This is a genomic window from Lachnoclostridium sp. An76 (assembly GCF_002161355.1).
Classification (GTDB): domain Bacteria; phylum Bacillota; class Clostridia; order Lachnospirales; family Lachnospiraceae; genus Mediterraneibacter; species Mediterraneibacter caccavium.
In genome coordinates this window covers 23,835-39,014 of the sequence record NZ_NFHL01000002.1, presented here as the reverse complement: position 1 = coordinate 39,014, position 15,180 = coordinate 23,835, and the positions used below count along the sequence as shown (strand labels likewise).

General features: G+C 44.5%; 18 protein-coding genes. 15 read left to right on the top strand and 3 right to left on the bottom strand.

What is annotated here, in order from left to right; translation table 11 throughout:
• Positions 1 to 4: 4 nt before the first annotated feature.
• Positions 5 to 244 carry a helix-turn-helix domain-containing protein gene (locus B5G27_RS04420; protein ID WP_002578494.1) on the bottom strand — a complete coding sequence of 80 codons (240 nt, stop codon included), beginning with the start codon at positions 242 to 244 and terminating at the stop codon, positions 5 to 7.
• Positions 245 to 364: 120 nt separating this feature from the next.
• On the opposite strand from B5G27_RS04420, the gene B5G27_RS04415 reads away from it, so the two are divergent.
• From B5G27_RS04415 to B5G27_RS04385, 6 genes are all read left to right on the top strand, one after another.
• Positions 365 to 802 (top strand): hypothetical protein, encoded by a 438-nt coding sequence (locus B5G27_RS04415; RefSeq protein ID WP_002578495.1) that lies wholly within the window; start codon positions 365 to 367, stop codon positions 800 to 802.
• Positions 803 to 938: 136 nt separating this feature from the next.
• Complete coding sequence (locus B5G27_RS04410) at positions 939 to 1,532, top strand: type IV toxin-antitoxin system AbiEi family antitoxin domain-containing protein (RefSeq protein ID WP_002578496.1); 594 nt, start codon at positions 939 to 941, stop codon at positions 1,530 to 1,532.
• Positions 1,529 to 2,383, top strand: a complete 855-nt coding sequence (locus tag B5G27_RS04405; protein ID WP_002578497.1) for a nucleotidyl transferase AbiEii/AbiGii toxin family protein — start codon at positions 1,529 to 1,531, stop codon at positions 2,381 to 2,383. The genes B5G27_RS04410 and B5G27_RS04405 overlap by 4 nt, the downstream gene beginning before the upstream one ends.
• Complete coding sequence (locus B5G27_RS04400; protein ID WP_002578498.1) at positions 2,380 to 2,712, top strand: hypothetical protein; 333 nt, start codon at positions 2,380 to 2,382, stop codon at positions 2,710 to 2,712. The genes B5G27_RS04405 and B5G27_RS04400 overlap by 4 nt, the downstream gene beginning before the upstream one ends.
• 55 nt (positions 2,713 to 2,767) lie before the next feature.
• Complete coding sequence (locus B5G27_RS04395; protein WP_002578499.1) at positions 2,768 to 4,183, top strand: relaxase/mobilization nuclease domain-containing protein; 1,416 nt, start codon at positions 2,768 to 2,770, stop codon at positions 4,181 to 4,183.
• A 284-nt stretch (positions 4,184 to 4,467) separates the two neighbouring features.
• Entirely contained in the window at positions 4,468 to 4,764 is a 297-nt protein-coding gene (locus B5G27_RS04385) for a hypothetical protein (RefSeq protein WP_002576327.1), read from the top strand.
• A gap of 80 nt (positions 4,765 to 4,844) precedes the next feature.
• On the opposite strand, the gene B5G27_RS04380 is transcribed toward B5G27_RS04385, so the two are convergent.
• A complete protein-coding gene (locus B5G27_RS04380; RefSeq protein WP_002576326.1) occupies positions 4,845 to 5,198 on the bottom strand; it encodes a helix-turn-helix domain-containing protein in 354 nt (117 codons plus the stop codon).
• Between the two features lie 165 nt (positions 5,199 to 5,363).
• Between B5G27_RS04380 and B5G27_RS16720 the strand changes: the two genes are divergently transcribed.
• The 5 genes from B5G27_RS16720 to bcrD all read left to right on the top strand — a co-directional run bounded on the left by B5G27_RS16720 (position 5,364) and on the right by bcrD (position 8,832).
• Positions 5,364 to 5,561, top strand: a complete 198-nt coding sequence (locus B5G27_RS16720) for a helix-turn-helix domain-containing protein (RefSeq protein ID WP_009246557.1) — start codon at positions 5,364 to 5,366, stop codon at positions 5,559 to 5,561.
• Positions 5,551 to 6,165 (top strand): bacitracin resistance transcriptional activator BcrR, encoded by a 615-nt coding sequence (bcrR, locus tag B5G27_RS04370; RefSeq protein WP_002576325.1) that lies wholly within the window; start codon positions 5,551 to 5,553, stop codon positions 6,163 to 6,165. The genes B5G27_RS16720 and bcrR overlap by 11 nt, the downstream gene beginning before the upstream one ends.
• Before the next feature lie 180 nt (positions 6,166 to 6,345).
• Positions 6,346 to 7,263, top strand: a complete 918-nt coding sequence (bcrA, locus tag B5G27_RS04365; protein WP_002576324.1) for a bacitracin ABC transporter ATP-binding protein BcrA — start codon at positions 6,346 to 6,348, stop codon at positions 7,261 to 7,263.
• Complete coding sequence (locus B5G27_RS04360; protein ID WP_002576323.1) at positions 7,256 to 8,005, top strand: ABC transporter permease; 750 nt, start codon at positions 7,256 to 7,258, stop codon at positions 8,003 to 8,005. Before bcrA ends, B5G27_RS04360 begins: the two co-directional genes overlap by 8 nt.
• Positions 8,005 to 8,832: a bacitracin resistance undecaprenyl-diphosphatase BcrD gene (gene bcrD / locus B5G27_RS04355; RefSeq protein WP_002576322.1), complete on the top strand. Its 828-nt coding sequence runs from the start codon at positions 8,005 to 8,007 to the stop codon at positions 8,830 to 8,832. The genes B5G27_RS04360 and bcrD overlap by 1 nt, the downstream gene beginning before the upstream one ends.
• 205 nt (positions 8,833 to 9,037) lie before the next feature.
• Here bcrD and B5G27_RS04350 read toward each other — a convergent pair whose 3' ends face one another.
• Positions 9,038 to 10,792 carry an IS1182 family transposase gene (locus B5G27_RS04350; RefSeq protein WP_087177592.1) on the bottom strand — a complete coding sequence of 585 codons (1,755 nt, stop codon included), beginning with the start codon at positions 10,790 to 10,792 and terminating at the stop codon, positions 9,038 to 9,040.
• A 254-nt stretch (positions 10,793 to 11,046) separates the two neighbouring features.
• Here B5G27_RS04350 and B5G27_RS04345 point away from each other — a divergent pair, with 254 nt between their 5' ends.
• The 4 genes from B5G27_RS04345 (at position 11,047) to B5G27_RS04325 (ending at position 14,877) form a co-directional block, all read left to right on the top strand.
• Positions 11,047 to 11,517, top strand: coding sequence for an RNA polymerase subunit sigma-73 (locus tag B5G27_RS04345; protein WP_002576321.1), 471 nt, complete (start codon positions 11,047 to 11,049; stop codon positions 11,515 to 11,517).
• Between the two features lie 476 nt (positions 11,518 to 11,993).
• Positions 11,994 to 12,224 (top strand): hypothetical protein, encoded by a 231-nt coding sequence (locus B5G27_RS04335; protein WP_002576320.1) that lies wholly within the window; start codon positions 11,994 to 11,996, stop codon positions 12,222 to 12,224.
• A gap of 84 nt (positions 12,225 to 12,308) precedes the next feature.
• Complete coding sequence (locus tag B5G27_RS04330) at positions 12,309 to 13,520, top strand: tyrosine-type recombinase/integrase (RefSeq protein ID WP_002576319.1); 1,212 nt, start codon at positions 12,309 to 12,311, stop codon at positions 13,518 to 13,520.
• 145 nt (positions 13,521 to 13,665) lie between these two features.
• Positions 13,666 to 14,877, top strand: a complete 1,212-nt coding sequence (locus B5G27_RS04325) for a tyrosine-type recombinase/integrase (protein ID WP_002576318.1) — start codon at positions 13,666 to 13,668, stop codon at positions 14,875 to 14,877.
• Positions 14,878 to 15,180: the final 303 nt, after the last annotated feature.

Below are 15,180 nucleotides of genomic sequence, written 5' to 3'. Positions count from 1 at the left end.
GGTTTTATGGTTCTAGGTTATCTTCTTGAAAAAGCGGCGATGCAAAAAAGGTATCTATCCCAATCCCCATTCCTTGGCACATCTCATGAATGATCCGTAGCTTAACCGAATCATACGAGCAGTTGATGACATTTCCAATCGTAGACTTGGGAACACCGCTTTTCATATACAGTTGATATTGTGTCATTTTTCTTTCATCTAGTAATTCTAACAGACGTTTGCTTACCGCCTCGTTTAGCTTCATTCTATACACCGCCCCTGTGACTGTACTATATTTAGTATATGGGCAGTTTTGCTAAAATTGGTCCCTGTACCTGTACTAATAGAGCTATTTGCAGTATGATGGTAATAGGGGTGCCATCGTATGAACGTAACTTTTTGTGGCCATTCGCAAATCACAAAGGCAGACAATATTGCGAATTGGCTTCGCAATGTAACACAAGACCTAATTGAGCAAGGAGCAACAACTTTTTATCTTGGAGGATATGGAGAGTTCGACAGTTTAGCAGCGTCTATTTTACGGGAACAAAAGAAAAAGTATCCGCAAATCGAGCTGGTTCTTGTATTGGCATATTTGAACACTGGCCGGGATGTTTCTGGCTATGACAGTACCGTGTATCCACCGCTGGAAAACGTACCGCGCCGTTTTTCGATTTCTCATAGAAATCGCTGGATGGTAGAGTCCGCCGATGTAGTGGTGGCCTATGTTCTCCATGATTGGGGCGGAGCAGCCACAACGTTACGGTGTGCCAAACAGAAAAAGAAGCAGATTATTTCATATCGTGATGAAATGGGCAGCTGAGGTTGTCTATTTTGCTGCCACTTCATATTTCCAAAACTGTTGAACGTTAAGCTGTCGGTAAAATTATGCCGAATTTTCATCACTTTACTTTTGAACTAATATTGCTTATAATATTAGTGTGAAAGGAAGTGGTACGGTGGGACAATTTGAACAGCTGGATCAGCTGCTGGAAACACAGGATGGGATGCTGCGAACAGCTCAAGTAGTATCTGCTGGTATTTCTAAGCCTGTTTTTTATGATTATGTGCACTCACGGGAATTGGAGCGGGTCGCGCATGGAATTTATCTTTCCAAGGATGCCTGGGTCGATGCCATGTACTTACTTCATCTGCGGGTCGAACAGGCAGTGTTTTCCCATGAGACAGCTTTATTTTTTCACGATCTGACAGACCGCGAGCCGCTGGAATATACGGTCACAGTCAAGACCGGATATAATCCCTCCAAGCTGAAAGCAGAGGGCGTACAGGTATTCACCATTAAGGCGGAACTGCATGGGGTGGGCCTGACAACGGCTCAGACACCATTTGGGCATACAGTTCCTGTCTATGACCTGGAGCGCACCATCTGCGACCTGCTCCGCAGCAGGAACAACATGGAGATGCAGACTTTTCAAGGGGCATTAAAGATGTATGCCAGAAGAAAAGACAAAGACCTGCGGACATTGATGCGGTATGCCGGTATGTTCCGGGTAGAAAAAATTCTGCGGCAGTATTTGGAGGTGCTTTTATGATAAAAACAGCAAGGCAGTTGAAGGATCTGATCCGCAATCTTTCCAGAAAAAAATCTGCGGACGCCCAGCTCTTGATGCGGAACTACATGATGGAGCGTTTTCTGGAGCGTATCTCCCTTTCTGAATATCGTGACAAATTTATTCTGAAAGGCGGTATGCTGGTAGCGGCTATGGTTGGTCTGGATGCCCGTTCCACGATGGATTTGGACGCTACTGTAAAAGGAGCCAATGTCAATGTGGAGGACATAGAGAATTTGATTTCCGCTATTGTGAGTGTCCCGCTTGATGATGGCGTCAAATTCCAGCTGAAAAGTATTTCGGAGATTATGGATGAGGCGGAATATCCGGGGATTCGCGTAAATATGACTACAACCTTTGACGGTGTGGTGACGCCTTTGAAGATTGACATTTCCACAGGGGATGCCATTACCCCCAGGGAGATCCGCTACTCTTTCAAGCTGATGCTGGAAGATCGCTCCATTGATATTTGGGCGTACAATCTGGAAACGGTTCTGGCCGAAAAGCTGGAAACGATCATTACCAGAACTACCACCAACACCCGCATGAGAGATTTCTATGACATTTATATTCTGGAACAGCTGCATGGGAATACATTGGACCCTCAGATTCTCCATGATGCGCTGCGGGCCACTGCTCACAAACGCGGGACAGAACGACATCTTGCAGAAGCTGCCGAAGTTTTTGAGGAAGTGGAGAACAGCTCGGTTATGCAGAAACTTTGGGAATCGTACCGCAAAAAATTTTCCTATGCGGCAGATCTGGAGTGGAACATCATCATGGGGGCGGTGCGCAGTTTATACGCTCTCAGTGAAAAGGAATCGAGCCTATGAAGAAGCACGGCCATTATTGTAAAGTCTGCGGAGAATATAAGGCTAATGAAAAATTTTCCGGCAAAGGTCATGCGGCGCACGTCTGTAAATCCTGTGCTTCTTTGCCGCCGGAGAAGCAAGCGGAGCAAATGACAATAAACCGCTTGCTGAATCTCCCATGGAGATTATCAAAGGAGCAGATTTCCTGGCTGAAGAACCGAATGAAAGATAAGCGCCGGGAAGTTCGTGCGCTGGCAAAAGAACAATACGAGATGAGGTTTCCTCCGAAGCGGTTAGAGGACATCGAGGACAATTTTGATTTTCTCGATGAGGACGATTTAATAGAATAACAAAAGCGGTCTGCACCATGCAGGCCGTTTCTTTTTTGGAAAGGAGGTCTCCCTTATGGCAACCACACGCATCATGCCGCTGCATATCGGCAAGGGTCGGACTGAGAGCCGTGCCATCAGCGATATTATTGACTATGTGGCAAATCCCCAAAAGACCGACAACGGAAAATTGATTACCAGCTATGGATGTGACAGCCGCACTGCTGATGCAGAGTTTCTGTTGGCAAAGCGGCAGTATATTGCCGCCACCGGACGAGTGCGCGGTACAGATGATGTGATCGCCTACCATGTGCGCCAGTCGTTCAGGCCCGGAGAGATCACACCGGAGGAAGCCAACCGGCTGGGCATAGAATTTGCCAGGCGGTTCACCAAAGGCAATCATTCCTTTGTGGTCTGCACCCACATCGACAAATCGCATATTCATAATCACATCATCTGGTCGGCGGTCAATATGGATTGTGACCGGAAGTTCCGTAACTTTTGGGGAAGCACCAGAGCTGTTCGACGTTTAAGTGACACCATTTGTATCGAGAACGGACTATCCATTGTGGAGAACCCCAAGCCCCACGGAAAAAGCTACAACAAGTGGCTGGGCGAACAAGCCAAGCCCTCCCATCGGGAACAGCTACGGGTGATGATTGACCGGGCGCTGGAGCAAAAGCCAGCAGACTTTGACACACTTCTGCAACTGCTTTCCGAGATGGGCTGCGAGGTATCTCGGCGCGGGAAAGCAATCCGCCTTAAAGCTCCCGGCTGGAAGAATGTAGCCCGTATGGATGACAAGCTGGGAGCCGGGTACAGCGAAACAGAAATCCGTGCGGTGCTGGCTGGAGAAAAGCAGCACACGCCCCGCAAGAAATCCACCGTGCAGCCGGAGCCACCCAAGGTCAATTTGCTGGTGGATATTCAGGCAAAATTGCAGGCCGGGAAAGGTGCTGGATATGCACGCTGGGCCAAGGTTTTTAACTTAAAACAGATGGCGCAGACCGTGAATTTTCTTACCGAACATCACCTACTGGACTATACAGAGCTGGAAGAAAAAGCGGTGGCGGCTACCGCCCATCACAATGAGCTGTCAGCGCAGATTAAGGCGACGGAGAAACGCATGGCAGAGATCGCCGTCCTGCGTACCCATATCGTTAATTATGCCAAGACCCGCGAGACCTATGTTGCCTATCGCAAGGCCGGTTATTCCCGAAAATTTCGGGAGGAACATGAGCAAGAAATTCTGCTCCATCAGGCGGCAAAAAATGCCTTTGATGAGATGGGAGTGAAGAAGCTGCCCAAGGTCAAAGACCTGCAATCTGAGTATGCCAAACTGCTGGAGGAAAAGAAGAAAACCTACGCCGAGTACCGGCGTTCCCGTGAGGAAATGCGGGAACTTTTGACGGCAAAGGCCAATGTGGATCGGCTGCTGAAAATGGATGAGGAACAGAAAAAAGAACAAGAAAAAGACCACGGCCAGCGGTAAGCCGGTCATGGTCATAAGCGTCCATCGGACGCGTAGCCGCAGAATGAAATTCTGCGTTCAAAGGGGCTTGGGGGCGCTGCCCTCAACAAGCAAAGCAGAGGGGGAAATCACGTCAGGATTTTTCCCTCTGTGGGCCGAGTGTATTAACACCGGCATTGCTTGCCACTTTTGTTCGCAAACAATATCCGTATCCTTTACACGATGATTTACTTTTATTATCATAGTCGTAATAAGTATATAAACTACTTACATATAAGCACCTAAAATATGAAAGGGCTGATAAAATGATGACCTTTGAAAAGGTTTTAGAAGTATTCAACGATTACCTAAATAAAGATAGTGTTTTGGAGGTGGTGAACACTAAGCGAGGATACACCGTTATGATTTGGGATGAAAAAGATGAGCAATGGTTTGGTGTGGAACATTGCAAAGCCCCCGAGCTTTTACGGGATGCCTTACTTGATGGCTATCGTGATTTTTTAGAGCAACAACTTACTCATAACCGCAGGAGTTTAACCGAAACAGAAATCTTAGATATTCAAAACCGATGTGAACAGCTTTATGATTTGTGTGGAGAATAAAAAAATAACCTAAAAAGTGCGATAGCCTGTGTAGGTGTCGCACTTTTTTCAGTTGGCTTGGCTTACGAAAACAGCGTTAATTATTCCGCAGTTTCTCTTGCCTTTTTCAAGCCTTGAGCCGTAGCTTCCATCACGATAAGCTCCTTTTCTTCCATATCATTCAACAGTACATCAACTTGTTTGCGGCGATTGTTGTCGCCATCTTCATTGCATGGAAAAAAGAACTGGTCTACAGAGATGTCAAGCAAGGTAGTAATGAGATAAAATTTGTTAAGCCTTGGGTGCTGCCCCCTGTTCTCTATATACATAATAGAGCGTGGCGTAAGGTCTACCAGTTGGGCAAGATATTCCTGTGTCCACCCTTTTGCTTCCCGAGCTTTTTTTATCGCTATACCTAACGGCTTAAAATCAAGTTTTCTTTCATCTTGGTACATTTTAATATCATCCTATATCATTGTACATTTCGGGTGATGATATTTGAACGAAGTATGATTTTATGTTTAGTAGTGTATAATTTCGTATTAGTGGAGAGAAACTTGCTATTATTCGTCATTCCGTATATAATAATTATATACTCTTTGCGAAAGGAAGTTGATATTATGAATTACATTTCTGTGAAAGCCGCTTCTGAAAAATGGGGCATATCGGAAAGACGGATACAAAAATTATGTGAGGAAAATCGCATTGACGGAACTGAAAAATTTGGTCGTGCATGGATGATACCAAAAGATGCAGAAAAACCCGTTGATGGACGTATGAAAACAAGGAACAAACAGGAGGAGAATCATGGAATTTAATGAAAAGCTACAACAGCTTAGGACTGGAAAGAACTTAACGCAGGAACAACTTGCGGAGCAATTATATGTATCAAGAACAGCCATTTCAAAATGGGAAAGCGGCAAGGGTTACCCTAACATTGAGTCGCTCAAGTGTATTTCTAAATTCTTTTCTGTGACCATAGATGAACTGCTATCGGGCGAAGAACTGATTACACTTGCCGAAACTGAAAATCGTTCCAACTTGAAAAAAATTTACAGTTTCATTTATGGAATATTAGATATGATGGCGGTTACTTTTATACTTTTGCCGTTGTATGGTAACCTTGTTGACGGATATATTTATTCTGTCAATCTACTTTCATTTACAGACACTACCCCAATATATCTTGCAATCTATTGGATTGTTTTTATTGTTTTGATTGCACTTGGGATAGCGAAACTGATGTGTGTTTGTTTTGAAAAGGAATCATGGAGCAACATAATCACAAAATGCTCTCTCGTGCTGAGTACGCTTTTTATCTGCTTCTTCGCTGCGGCAAGACAACCCTATGTAACCGCCCTTATGTTTCTGCTATTTGTTGCTAAAATATTTGTCTGGATAAAGCAAACCCAAACAAAGTAAAATGCCATAAACCCTTTAAAATAGGCTCTGACACGATAAGTGTCGGAGCTTTTTTCGTGCTGACATCTATTGTGTCGGCATTGTGACGGTAGATTTCTTGGCTTCTATGCAATACTCGTGGATAATAAGATTGTGGTCAGCGAAAACAAGAACAGCAACCCACGGAAAGGAGAATCAAATATGGATTATATCATTGAAACAGAAAATCTTACGAAGCGATACGGAACAGCCACCGTTGTCGATAAGGTAAATCTTCATGTGCCAAAGGGCAAAATTTATGGTTTGCTCGGCAGAAACGGAGCAGGCAAAACCACAGCAATGAAAATGATGTTGCAGCTTGCTTTCCCAACGGAGGGAACGGTACGCTTGTTTGGCACAAACTATAAGGAAAATATCCATACCCTTTATAGCAAAGTAGGCTCTATTATCGAAACACCGGGATTTTACAGTAATTTAACAGGGTATGAGAATTTGCAAATTCTCGCTAAACTGCGAGGGGGAGTATCTAAAAGTGGAGTAGAAAAAGCTCTTGAAGTTGTGGGGCTGCATAAGGAGAAAAGAAAAGTCTTTTCCGATTATTCCCTCGGAATGAAGCAACGGCTTGGTATTGCCGCCGCCATTATGCACGAGCCGGAGCTTTTAATACTTGACGAACCGATTAACGGACTTGACCCCATTGGAATAGTTGAAATACGCTCATTTTTATCTGAACTTAGTCACAATCATGGCATTACCATTTTTATCTCAAGCCATGTTTTAAGCGAGATTGAACAGATAGCAGATATTATCGGCGTTATGCACGAGGGGCATTTAGTAGAGGAAGTGAATATATCCGAGCTTCACAAAAGGAATCGAAAATACATTCAATTTGATTTATCTGACAGTGAGATAGCCGGAAAGATTTTAGAAAACCACTACCACATGACGGATTTTACAGTGCAGGACGGTACGGTGAGAATTTATGACTTTAGCCAAAGTGTTGGAGAAATCAATCGAGAATTTGCACGAAATGGACTGCTCGTGACAAGGATAAATGATAGTGAGGAAAACTTAGAGGACTACTTTTCTAAACTGATTGGAGGTGGCGGTATTGCTTAATCTTATTTCTTGTGAATTATTAAAACTAAAGCGTTCAAAAATGGTGCTAATTAGTGTGGCAGGGGTATTATCTACCCCACTTTTGATGTTAATAGAAGCCTTGCAAACACATTTTGATAAGCCGGAGATTATCTTTACCTTGTCTGACATATACAGCGACAGTGTACTGTATATCATGCTGCTGGTAAACATTATGATATATGTGGCAATTGCAGCTTACTTGTTTAGCAGAGAGTACACAGAAAGCACCCTCAAAACCATATTGCCCATACCCATTTCAAGGACAAAACTATTAATTGGAAAATTTTGCACCCTGCTTCTTTGGATTGTTATGCTAACCCTTGTAACATGGGCAGGTATATTTATCGTTTGTGGGCTATATGACGCTGTCTTTACATTGGAGGGATATAGCTTACTAGTGGCAATAGTATGGCTCCCCAAGTTTTTGTTTGGCAGTATCCTGATGTTTTTAACAGTTTCTCCTTTTGTGTTTGTTGCTATGAAAACAAAAGGATTTGTCGCCCCGATGATTGGCTCTGCCGTGATTGTCATGGGAAGTGCCGCACTTTCAAATCAAGAATGGGGAGCGTTGTATCCGTGGACAGCCACCTATTTCTTGGTGCAGGGTAAACTTCAGAGTACCGGCTATCCTACACTGCTGTCTGTATCTATTATTATTCTTGTATCAGCAGTTGGTTTTCTTATGACCTTTCATCATTTTAAAAAGGAGGATTTGAAATAATGGTACTTGATTTTATAGAAATTTTAAAAGTTATTTTTCTTGGAATTGTTGAGGGTATTACTGAGTGGCTACCTATCAGCAGCACAGGACATATGATTCTTGTGGACGAATTTATCACACTTAATATGAGCGAAGCATTTAAAGAAATGTTTTTTGTTGTTATTCAACTTGGAGCTATACTCGCAGTGGTTGTAATGTTTTGGAACAAGATGTTTCCCTTTCAATTTAAGAACAAAGCACAGTCAATTGTTAAAAAGGATACTTTCTCGTTGTGGTTCAAGGTTGCGGTAGCTTGTGTACCGTCAGCTATTATGGGGATTCTATTTGATGATTATTTGGATGCTTACCTCCAAACCCCCATTGTGATTTCAATCATGTTAATCTTTTATGGTTTGTTATTCATTCTCATAGAAAATTGGAATAAAAAGCGTACTCCTACTACTATGGCACTTTCTGACATCAGCTATAAAACAGCAATCTTGATAGGGGCATTTCAAGTGTTATCACTTATACCCGGCACATCACGGTCGGGAGCAACGATTATAGGTGCTTTACTCATAGGAGTTTCACGAGTGGCAGCAGCAGAGTTTACTTTTTTCCTCGCAGTACCTACTATGCTTGGAGCAAGTGCTTTTAAGCTGTTAAAATTCGGGTTTGAATTTACAAGTGCAGAACTGCTCGCTCTTGTTCTCGGTATGGCTGTGGCATTTGCGGTATCTGTCTTAGTAATTAAATTCCTAATGAACTTTATCAAAAAACATGATTTTAAGGTGTTTGGTTGGTATCGAATTGTGCTTGGTATACTTGTTGTACTTATAAAATCTTAATAATGCGTTTTCTTTGTGCGCGAATAAAAATGGGGCTGTCGGTTAATACCGATTTTTGACTCCTGACAAACAGGACGGGGACAATCCCGCAGAATACGGACTTTTTTGAGCCGTTATTCTGTCGGAGACTGCCTCCGTCCTGTTTGTAAACGCTATTTTAGGGCGCAATAACCCCTTGGCTGGATTTTTCAGAGCGCTCCTCTGGTTAAGCCGCTTCCTGCTCCTTTTTCCCTTCAAATTTTTCGATTTCCTGATGTAAAAACCGATGATATTTCATGATGTTCCGCCCTATGGCATACAGCATGAACTCTTTATATACTTTCTCTTTCGAACGGTAGTTAAAACGACGGAAGTTTTCGTTCTCTTTGATATCTCCAAAGTGACCCTCTGTCTGGATCGACCGTGTCTGACGTTTCAGGATCCCTTCTTCACTCTGGATATTCGTGTTGGACTCCTCCCTCAGTTCTTCCCAGCGTTCATTGATCTTCATGACCTTGTTCTGGTCCGGATTCTTTTCGGGATTGTATTTATAAAGACATTTCGATTTATATTCACATTCACTGCAGTCCGCACAGCCGTATACCTCTACTGTCTGTGTGTAGCCGTCCTGTTCTTTGCTTTCTGTCCGGATATGGTGCAGTTCTCTTCCGTCATGGCAGATATAATAGTGCTCATTCTCAAAAACGGCGTATGTCATGTTGTAATACTTCCCGATGTCTTCTTTGTATGCCCGTGTCTTCCTCTTCTCATGGTCCTGCAGCTTGATGAAGCTGCGGATCCTGTTCTCTTTCAGATACAGCAGGTTCTTTTCACTGCAGTAGCCGCTGTCGGCAGTGACTGCCTCCAGCTTATCCCCAAACGCTTTCCTGTGTTTTTCCAGAACTGGGATCAGCGTGTTGTAGTCTGTCCGGTCATTGCTTACATATCCGTGGACAATAAAGTAATTTTCTACTGCGATCTGGACGTTATAGGCAGGTTTTAACTGCCCGTTCATCATATGGTCCTCTTTCATCCGCATGAATGTCGCTTCCAGATCTGTCTTAGAATAGCTGTTGCGGTCTTTCCCCATGATCTTAAAGCATTCTTTATACTCCATCAGGCGCTTTCCGCATTCTTCCAGTCCCTCATAAAGTTTCTGGATCTCCGGCTTACGCATTCCCTTCCCGAAAACAAACTCAATCCCTTCTCCCTCTGCAATCCGCATCAGGTTCTTCTGCAGTTTCCGGATTTCAAGCGGGGAACAATGATCGATCTCGATTATGGTATTATTAGGGATCTTCTTATGCTTTGTCAGTTTCCGCTCCCTGTTCTTTTGGATGATCTTCCTGACTTTGTCCATCCCCTCAATCACAAACATATGTGCATCCCCAAGGTCATATTTCGGGCCATACCCATTGTCCAGCAGGAAAGCGTTGTACTTTGTATAAAGGGCATCAATCGTATCCAGCAGGCCTGCAAGATGGTAATTCAGGCTGCCCCGCCAGACAAAGGTATATCTGTTGGCATTTGCCTCCAGTTTCGTTCCATCGATATAAAGTTCTTTCAGTGTAAGAAACCCTTCTTTTTCCAGGCGGCGCATGAACTGGTAATTCAATTCATCCAGGACTTCCCCTGTGAGCTTTTTGCCTTTAAAATCGTAAAAAACATCCCTTTGAGGCTTCTGCCCTTTCGTCAGCCAGATAAAAGCAAGGTCTCTCTGGCACAGATCAACAATCCGGTCAACGGCCCGGACTCCGCGCATGTTTGCGTAGGTAACGACAGCATACAGCATGATTGGGTTAAACCCGGTTCTTCCCTTGTTTGGATAACAGGCCAGCAGGCCTGAAAAATCTAATTCCTCCATCACTTTTTTCAGGGTATAGACTGGATCGTCATCGGGTAGACTCAATTCGAAGAAACTGAAGTTAATTTTCTGTTGCCCAATTTCAAAAAAGTCGTTATAATAATCTTGTTTTTGCATAGTTCCATTATAACATGGAACGGAGAGAAAGATGGTTGTCGTTAGCCATCTTTTTCTCTTTTTACAGGATAAATTTCAGGGGCAGTTGTGACTCATGCGAGTCACAACTGCCCCTGTTTTGGACTATCTATTTCCCGACAGCCCCATTTTTGTTTCTGGGGATGGAAAACAACCCAGAGATTCTCGTTGTCGATCTCCTCCTGATTTTAGTTTGCATGGTGAATTTTGCAAATTGAATCTACAGGAGGTTAATAATGGGATTTAATTATGGATATGAGAAAAAGAAGTTTGATAGTAGATGGAAGCGTTTAGAAGTTGAGTATTGTGATGCAGGGATGAGCGAAGAACAGATTGCTGCCATGAAAGAATATGACTGGGCATGGTTTTGCAGTCAAAGGGTTTTTCAAAACCATACGCAACCAATACCTTGTGAACAATATGATGAAGTATGTGGTCAATCACAGCTGTTCCGAAAGTTTGCATCGTTATCTTATCAATGGGATGTTGATAAGATTGATCAAACGCGATATGGATGGTTGGCTTCGGTGGAAAACGAACAACTACTGTTGAGATTGAAGAAGCTGTCGAAGAAAGATTTGGAGCTATTGACATTACTTTTTGTGGATGGTTATCGTCAAATTGATGTAGCACGTCTTTGGCATTGTTCCAGAAGTGCTGTTGCACAAAGATTTAAAAAAATAAAAAAATTTTTGAATAACACTTAACAAATGAAGCGTATCAGTGCCTACCCATTGAGGGAAGAACATTCTCCCAATGTGGAGCTTGACAATTTCATAGACGGCATTTCCGGTACATAACCTATGTACGAGCGAATCAGGCACGCCGCGAAGATGGACAGCCCCAGGAGGTGATGAATAGGACTGTTCCGAGCGATCCACGTCAGCCTGATACCCGAAAGTGGCATTTCAGGGCGCGATGACTGCATAGGGGTTAAAGATACTTCCTCACGGCCTCCTAAAGACTTGGGGGGAACTCTGCGGCGCACGAGTAAAACGACGCTGTGGAGTTATGACAGCCGCGCCAGCGGAGACCGGAATGTCCCCATCGCCAGGGGTGCGTGGCAAATGTGGCGAGTAAATTTTTCAAAGTCAGATACCATGCGCTGGCAGCTTCGGTTGCCAGCGCATTCATGTGATTTTGAAAGCAACAACCACATCTTTGACAGAAAGGGGGACCACCTATGGAAAAATTGATTTCGCGGAAAGAGGCTGCCAAATTACTGGGGATTAGCATTGCCACTTTGGATGCAGCTCGAAACAGTGGGCTAATTTCCTATGTTCAGTATGTGCAAAATGGTTGCGTGTACTTTACAGATGCTGGCCTTCAGGAGTATATCGCAAAATGCACCCATCGTGCAAAGCCAGTGGAAAAAAGCGCTACATACCGCAAGCTGCGAAGTGTCCGAGCTTGAGCTGTTCCGTATCCTTGCTGGAACCTAATATGTCTGATAAAACAAAGGTACAGCGCTGGACATTATTCTTAGGAGGTGACGGAATTGGCAAAAAGAAAAAGGGCAATTCCTCAATATGGTACGGTCGTGCTTAACGGCATTGAATATTATAGAACCAGAGTCGAAGATTCGGATGGAAACAGAGTGGCGCTTTATGCAAAGACGCCCGAAAAGCTTTATGACAAGGAACTGGAGGCGTTAGAGCAGATTGACAGTACTACGTTTCGTCGAAGATCGCCTACGGTTGCTGAGTACTGTGAGAAGTGGCTGCTGATGCAGTCCGTCCATGTTCGGGCCACCACCTTGACAGATTATACCTCTAAGGTGCGGCGGCACATTATTGGAGGGCTGGGAGACAAGAGAATGGCTGATGTATCCCTGGATGACATCCAACTTGCCCTCGTACCTGTTTCCAAGAAGTCGGCTTCGGTTTATAAGTCTGTGGTGATTCTCTGCAAGTCCATTTTCCGGGCGGCCAAGGAGAGCCATGTGATTGACGAGGACCCGACCATATACCTGGATGCAAAGGGAGGAGTTCCCCAGGAAGAAAGACAGGCATTGACGGATGAACAGGTTGAGCGGCTTTTGGACACGATCCGGGATTTGCCGCCCTATGTATTTGTGATGATCGGTTTATATGCCGGTCTGCGCCGGGAAGAAATCCTGGCGCTGCAATGGGATTCTGTGTATCTGGATGCAGAGGCTCCGTACTTAACGGTACGGCGGGCATGGCACACAGAACATAACAGGCCGGTCATTCTTACCGAGCTAAAGACCAAAGCGGCACAAAGAAACATTCCTCTCCCGGTCTGTCTGGTTGAATGTCTGAAAGATGCAAAGAAAAAATCCACTTCGGATTATGTGATTGCCAATCGGGACGGTGATCCGCTATCCTATACACAGTTTAAGCGGCTGTGGCAGTATATTGTGACGCGGACTGCAAAGCCGAGAATGGCCAGAAAACTTGTGGACGGAAAGTATGTAAAATATATGCTTTACCCGAAACTTGGAGAAAAAGCCAGGAATAACGGCCATGTGGTATATAGCCTGGATTTTGAAGTGACACCGCATCAGCTGCGGCACACCTACATCACCAATCTGATTCATTCTTCGGTGGACCCCAAAACGGTACAATATTTGGCGGGCCATGAAAGCAGCAAAATCACGATGGACATTTACGCAAAGGTCAAATACAACAGGCCGGATGATCTTGTCAAAGCAATGGGCTGTGCCTTTGACTTATGGGACGCTGTGTAAGTTCCGAACAATTCAGAAAATGAAGTAAGAGCGAGACAAGGATGTCTCGCTCTTAGTTTTTCCTTGGCCGTATCTTTGATTCAATTTGAAATCTCTGATAAAAAGGAGGTGTAGATACATCACCACGCGAGAAAGGAAATTAATTATGGCAAAGAAGAAAAAAAACATACCTCAATATGGAACCGTCACACGAAAGGGTGTCCTGTATTACAGAACCCGGATTCTGGACGCAGACGGCAAGCAGGTGAGCTTGTATGGGACTACCTGCGAGGAACTGTACGATAAAGAGCAGGAGGCGAGACGCCAGGTAGCGGAGATCATCTTCCACCGGGAGCATCCTACTGTGGCCGAGTATTGTGAGAAGTGGCTGTTGATGCAATCCGCAAAAGTGTCGCCGGCTACACTGAAGGGCTACGCCTCCAATATGAAGAACTACATTATCAAGCCTTTGGGAGATATGTATATGGAGGAAGTAACAGCGGATGATATTCGTCTGGCGCTGATCCCATTGTCCAATAAGTCCGAGAGCCTGCACAATACGGTGAATATGCTCCTCAAGTGCATTTTTTACTCGGCAGAGCGGAGCCAGTTGCTGGAATACAATCCGTGTGAGGGGATTTCGGCAAAAGGAGGGAAACCGACCCAAAAGAAAGATTCGCTGACAGACCAGCAGGTGGAAGTGCTGCTGGAAACCGTCAAAGGACTTCCGCCGTATCTGTTTACCATGATCGGCTTATATGCCGGTCTGCGCCGAGAAGAAGCTCTCGCCTTGCAATGGGATTGTGTGTTCCTCGATGCACCCACTCCATATATCTCTGTGCGGCGCGCATGGCGATCAGAGCATAACAGACCGGTTATCTCTACAACGCTTAAGACGAAAGCAGCAAGAAGGGATATTCCCATTCCCAAATGCCTTGTGAATTGTCTGCGGGAAGCCAAGGCTGCCTCCAAATCGGAATATGTGATTGCCGATAGTGAGGGACAGCCCTTGTCATATTCGCAGTTCAAACGTGTCTGGCAGTACATCGTTGTTCGGTCTACCAAGGAGCGTACCTATTATAAGTATGTGAACGGACAGAGCATCAAGTACACTGTTCAGCCGAGTCTGGGAGGACATCAGAAAAACAATCCCAACATTGTGTATAGCCTGGACTTCGATGTGACACCGCACCTGCTGCGGCATACCTACATCACCAATCTTCTGTATGCAGGTGTTGACCCCAAGACGGTCCAGTACCTTGCCGGACATGAGAACAGCAAGACAACTATGGACATCTATGCAAGAGTAAAGTATAATAAACCAGAACAGCTATTCGATGTAGTAAATTCTGCATTTCATCAAGCTGTCCCCTCGTAAAAGTGGCCTGTTTTTTGGTTAAGGAATAGGACAACCGAGGGGCCGAGGCTCAAAAAAGCCCGGAATATCAAGGAAAATCATCGCTCAGACGATTGAAATACGGTCTCAAAGCAGCTCGTAGAGCTCCGCAGTTCAGCAAGCGCTAAACTTTATCAAAACGCTTCAAAAAGGGGCTGTCGGGAAATAGATAGTCCAAAACAGGGGCAGTTGTGACTCGCATGAGTCACAACTGCCCCTGAAATTTATCCTGTAAAAAGAGAAAAAGATGGCTAACGACAACCATCTTTCTCTCCGTTCCATGTT

Bases quoted from the DNA above. Each gene is read 5' to 3' on its own strand.
- B5G27_RS04395 (WP_002578499.1), top strand. From the start codon at position 2,768: ATGGCAACCACACGCATCATGCCGCTGCATATCGGCAAGGGTCGGACT.
- B5G27_RS04385 (WP_002576327.1), top strand. From the start codon at position 4,468: ATGATGACCTTTGAAAAGGTTTTAGAAGTATTCAACGATTACCTAAAT.
- bcrD (WP_002576322.1), top strand. From the start codon at position 8,005: ATGGTACTTGATTTTATAGAAATTTTAAAAGTTATTTTTCTTGGAATT.
- B5G27_RS04350 (WP_087177592.1), bottom strand. From the start codon at position 10,792: ATGCAAAAACAAGATTATTATAACGACTTTTTTGAAATTGGGCAACAG.
- bcrA (WP_002576324.1), top strand. From the start codon at position 6,346: ATGGATTATATCATTGAAACAGAAAATCTTACGAAGCGATACGGAACA.
- B5G27_RS04400 (WP_002578498.1), top strand. From the start codon at position 2,380: ATGAAGAAGCACGGCCATTATTGTAAAGTCTGCGGAGAATATAAGGCT.
- B5G27_RS16720 (WP_009246557.1), top strand. From the start codon at position 5,364: ATGAATTACATTTCTGTGAAAGCCGCTTCTGAAAAATGGGGCATATCG.
- B5G27_RS04405 (WP_002578497.1), top strand. From the start codon at position 1,529: ATGATAAAAACAGCAAGGCAGTTGAAGGATCTGATCCGCAATCTTTCC.
- bcrR (WP_002576325.1), top strand. From the start codon at position 5,551: ATGGAATTTAATGAAAAGCTACAACAGCTTAGGACTGGAAAGAACTTA.
- B5G27_RS04420 (WP_002578494.1), bottom strand. From the start codon at position 244: ATGAAGCTAAACGAGGCGGTAAGCAAACGTCTGTTAGAATTACTAGAT.
- B5G27_RS04380 (WP_002576326.1), bottom strand. From the start codon at position 5,198: ATGTACCAAGATGAAAGAAAACTTGATTTTAAGCCGTTAGGTATAGCG.
- B5G27_RS04325 (WP_002576318.1), top strand. From the start codon at position 13,666: ATGGCAAAGAAGAAAAAAAACATACCTCAATATGGAACCGTCACACGA.
- B5G27_RS04345 (WP_002576321.1), top strand. From the start codon at position 11,047: ATGGGATTTAATTATGGATATGAGAAAAAGAAGTTTGATAGTAGATGG.
- B5G27_RS04415 (WP_002578495.1), top strand. From the start codon at position 365: ATGAACGTAACTTTTTGTGGCCATTCGCAAATCACAAAGGCAGACAAT.
- B5G27_RS04335 (WP_002576320.1), top strand. From the start codon at position 11,994: ATGGAAAAATTGATTTCGCGGAAAGAGGCTGCCAAATTACTGGGGATT.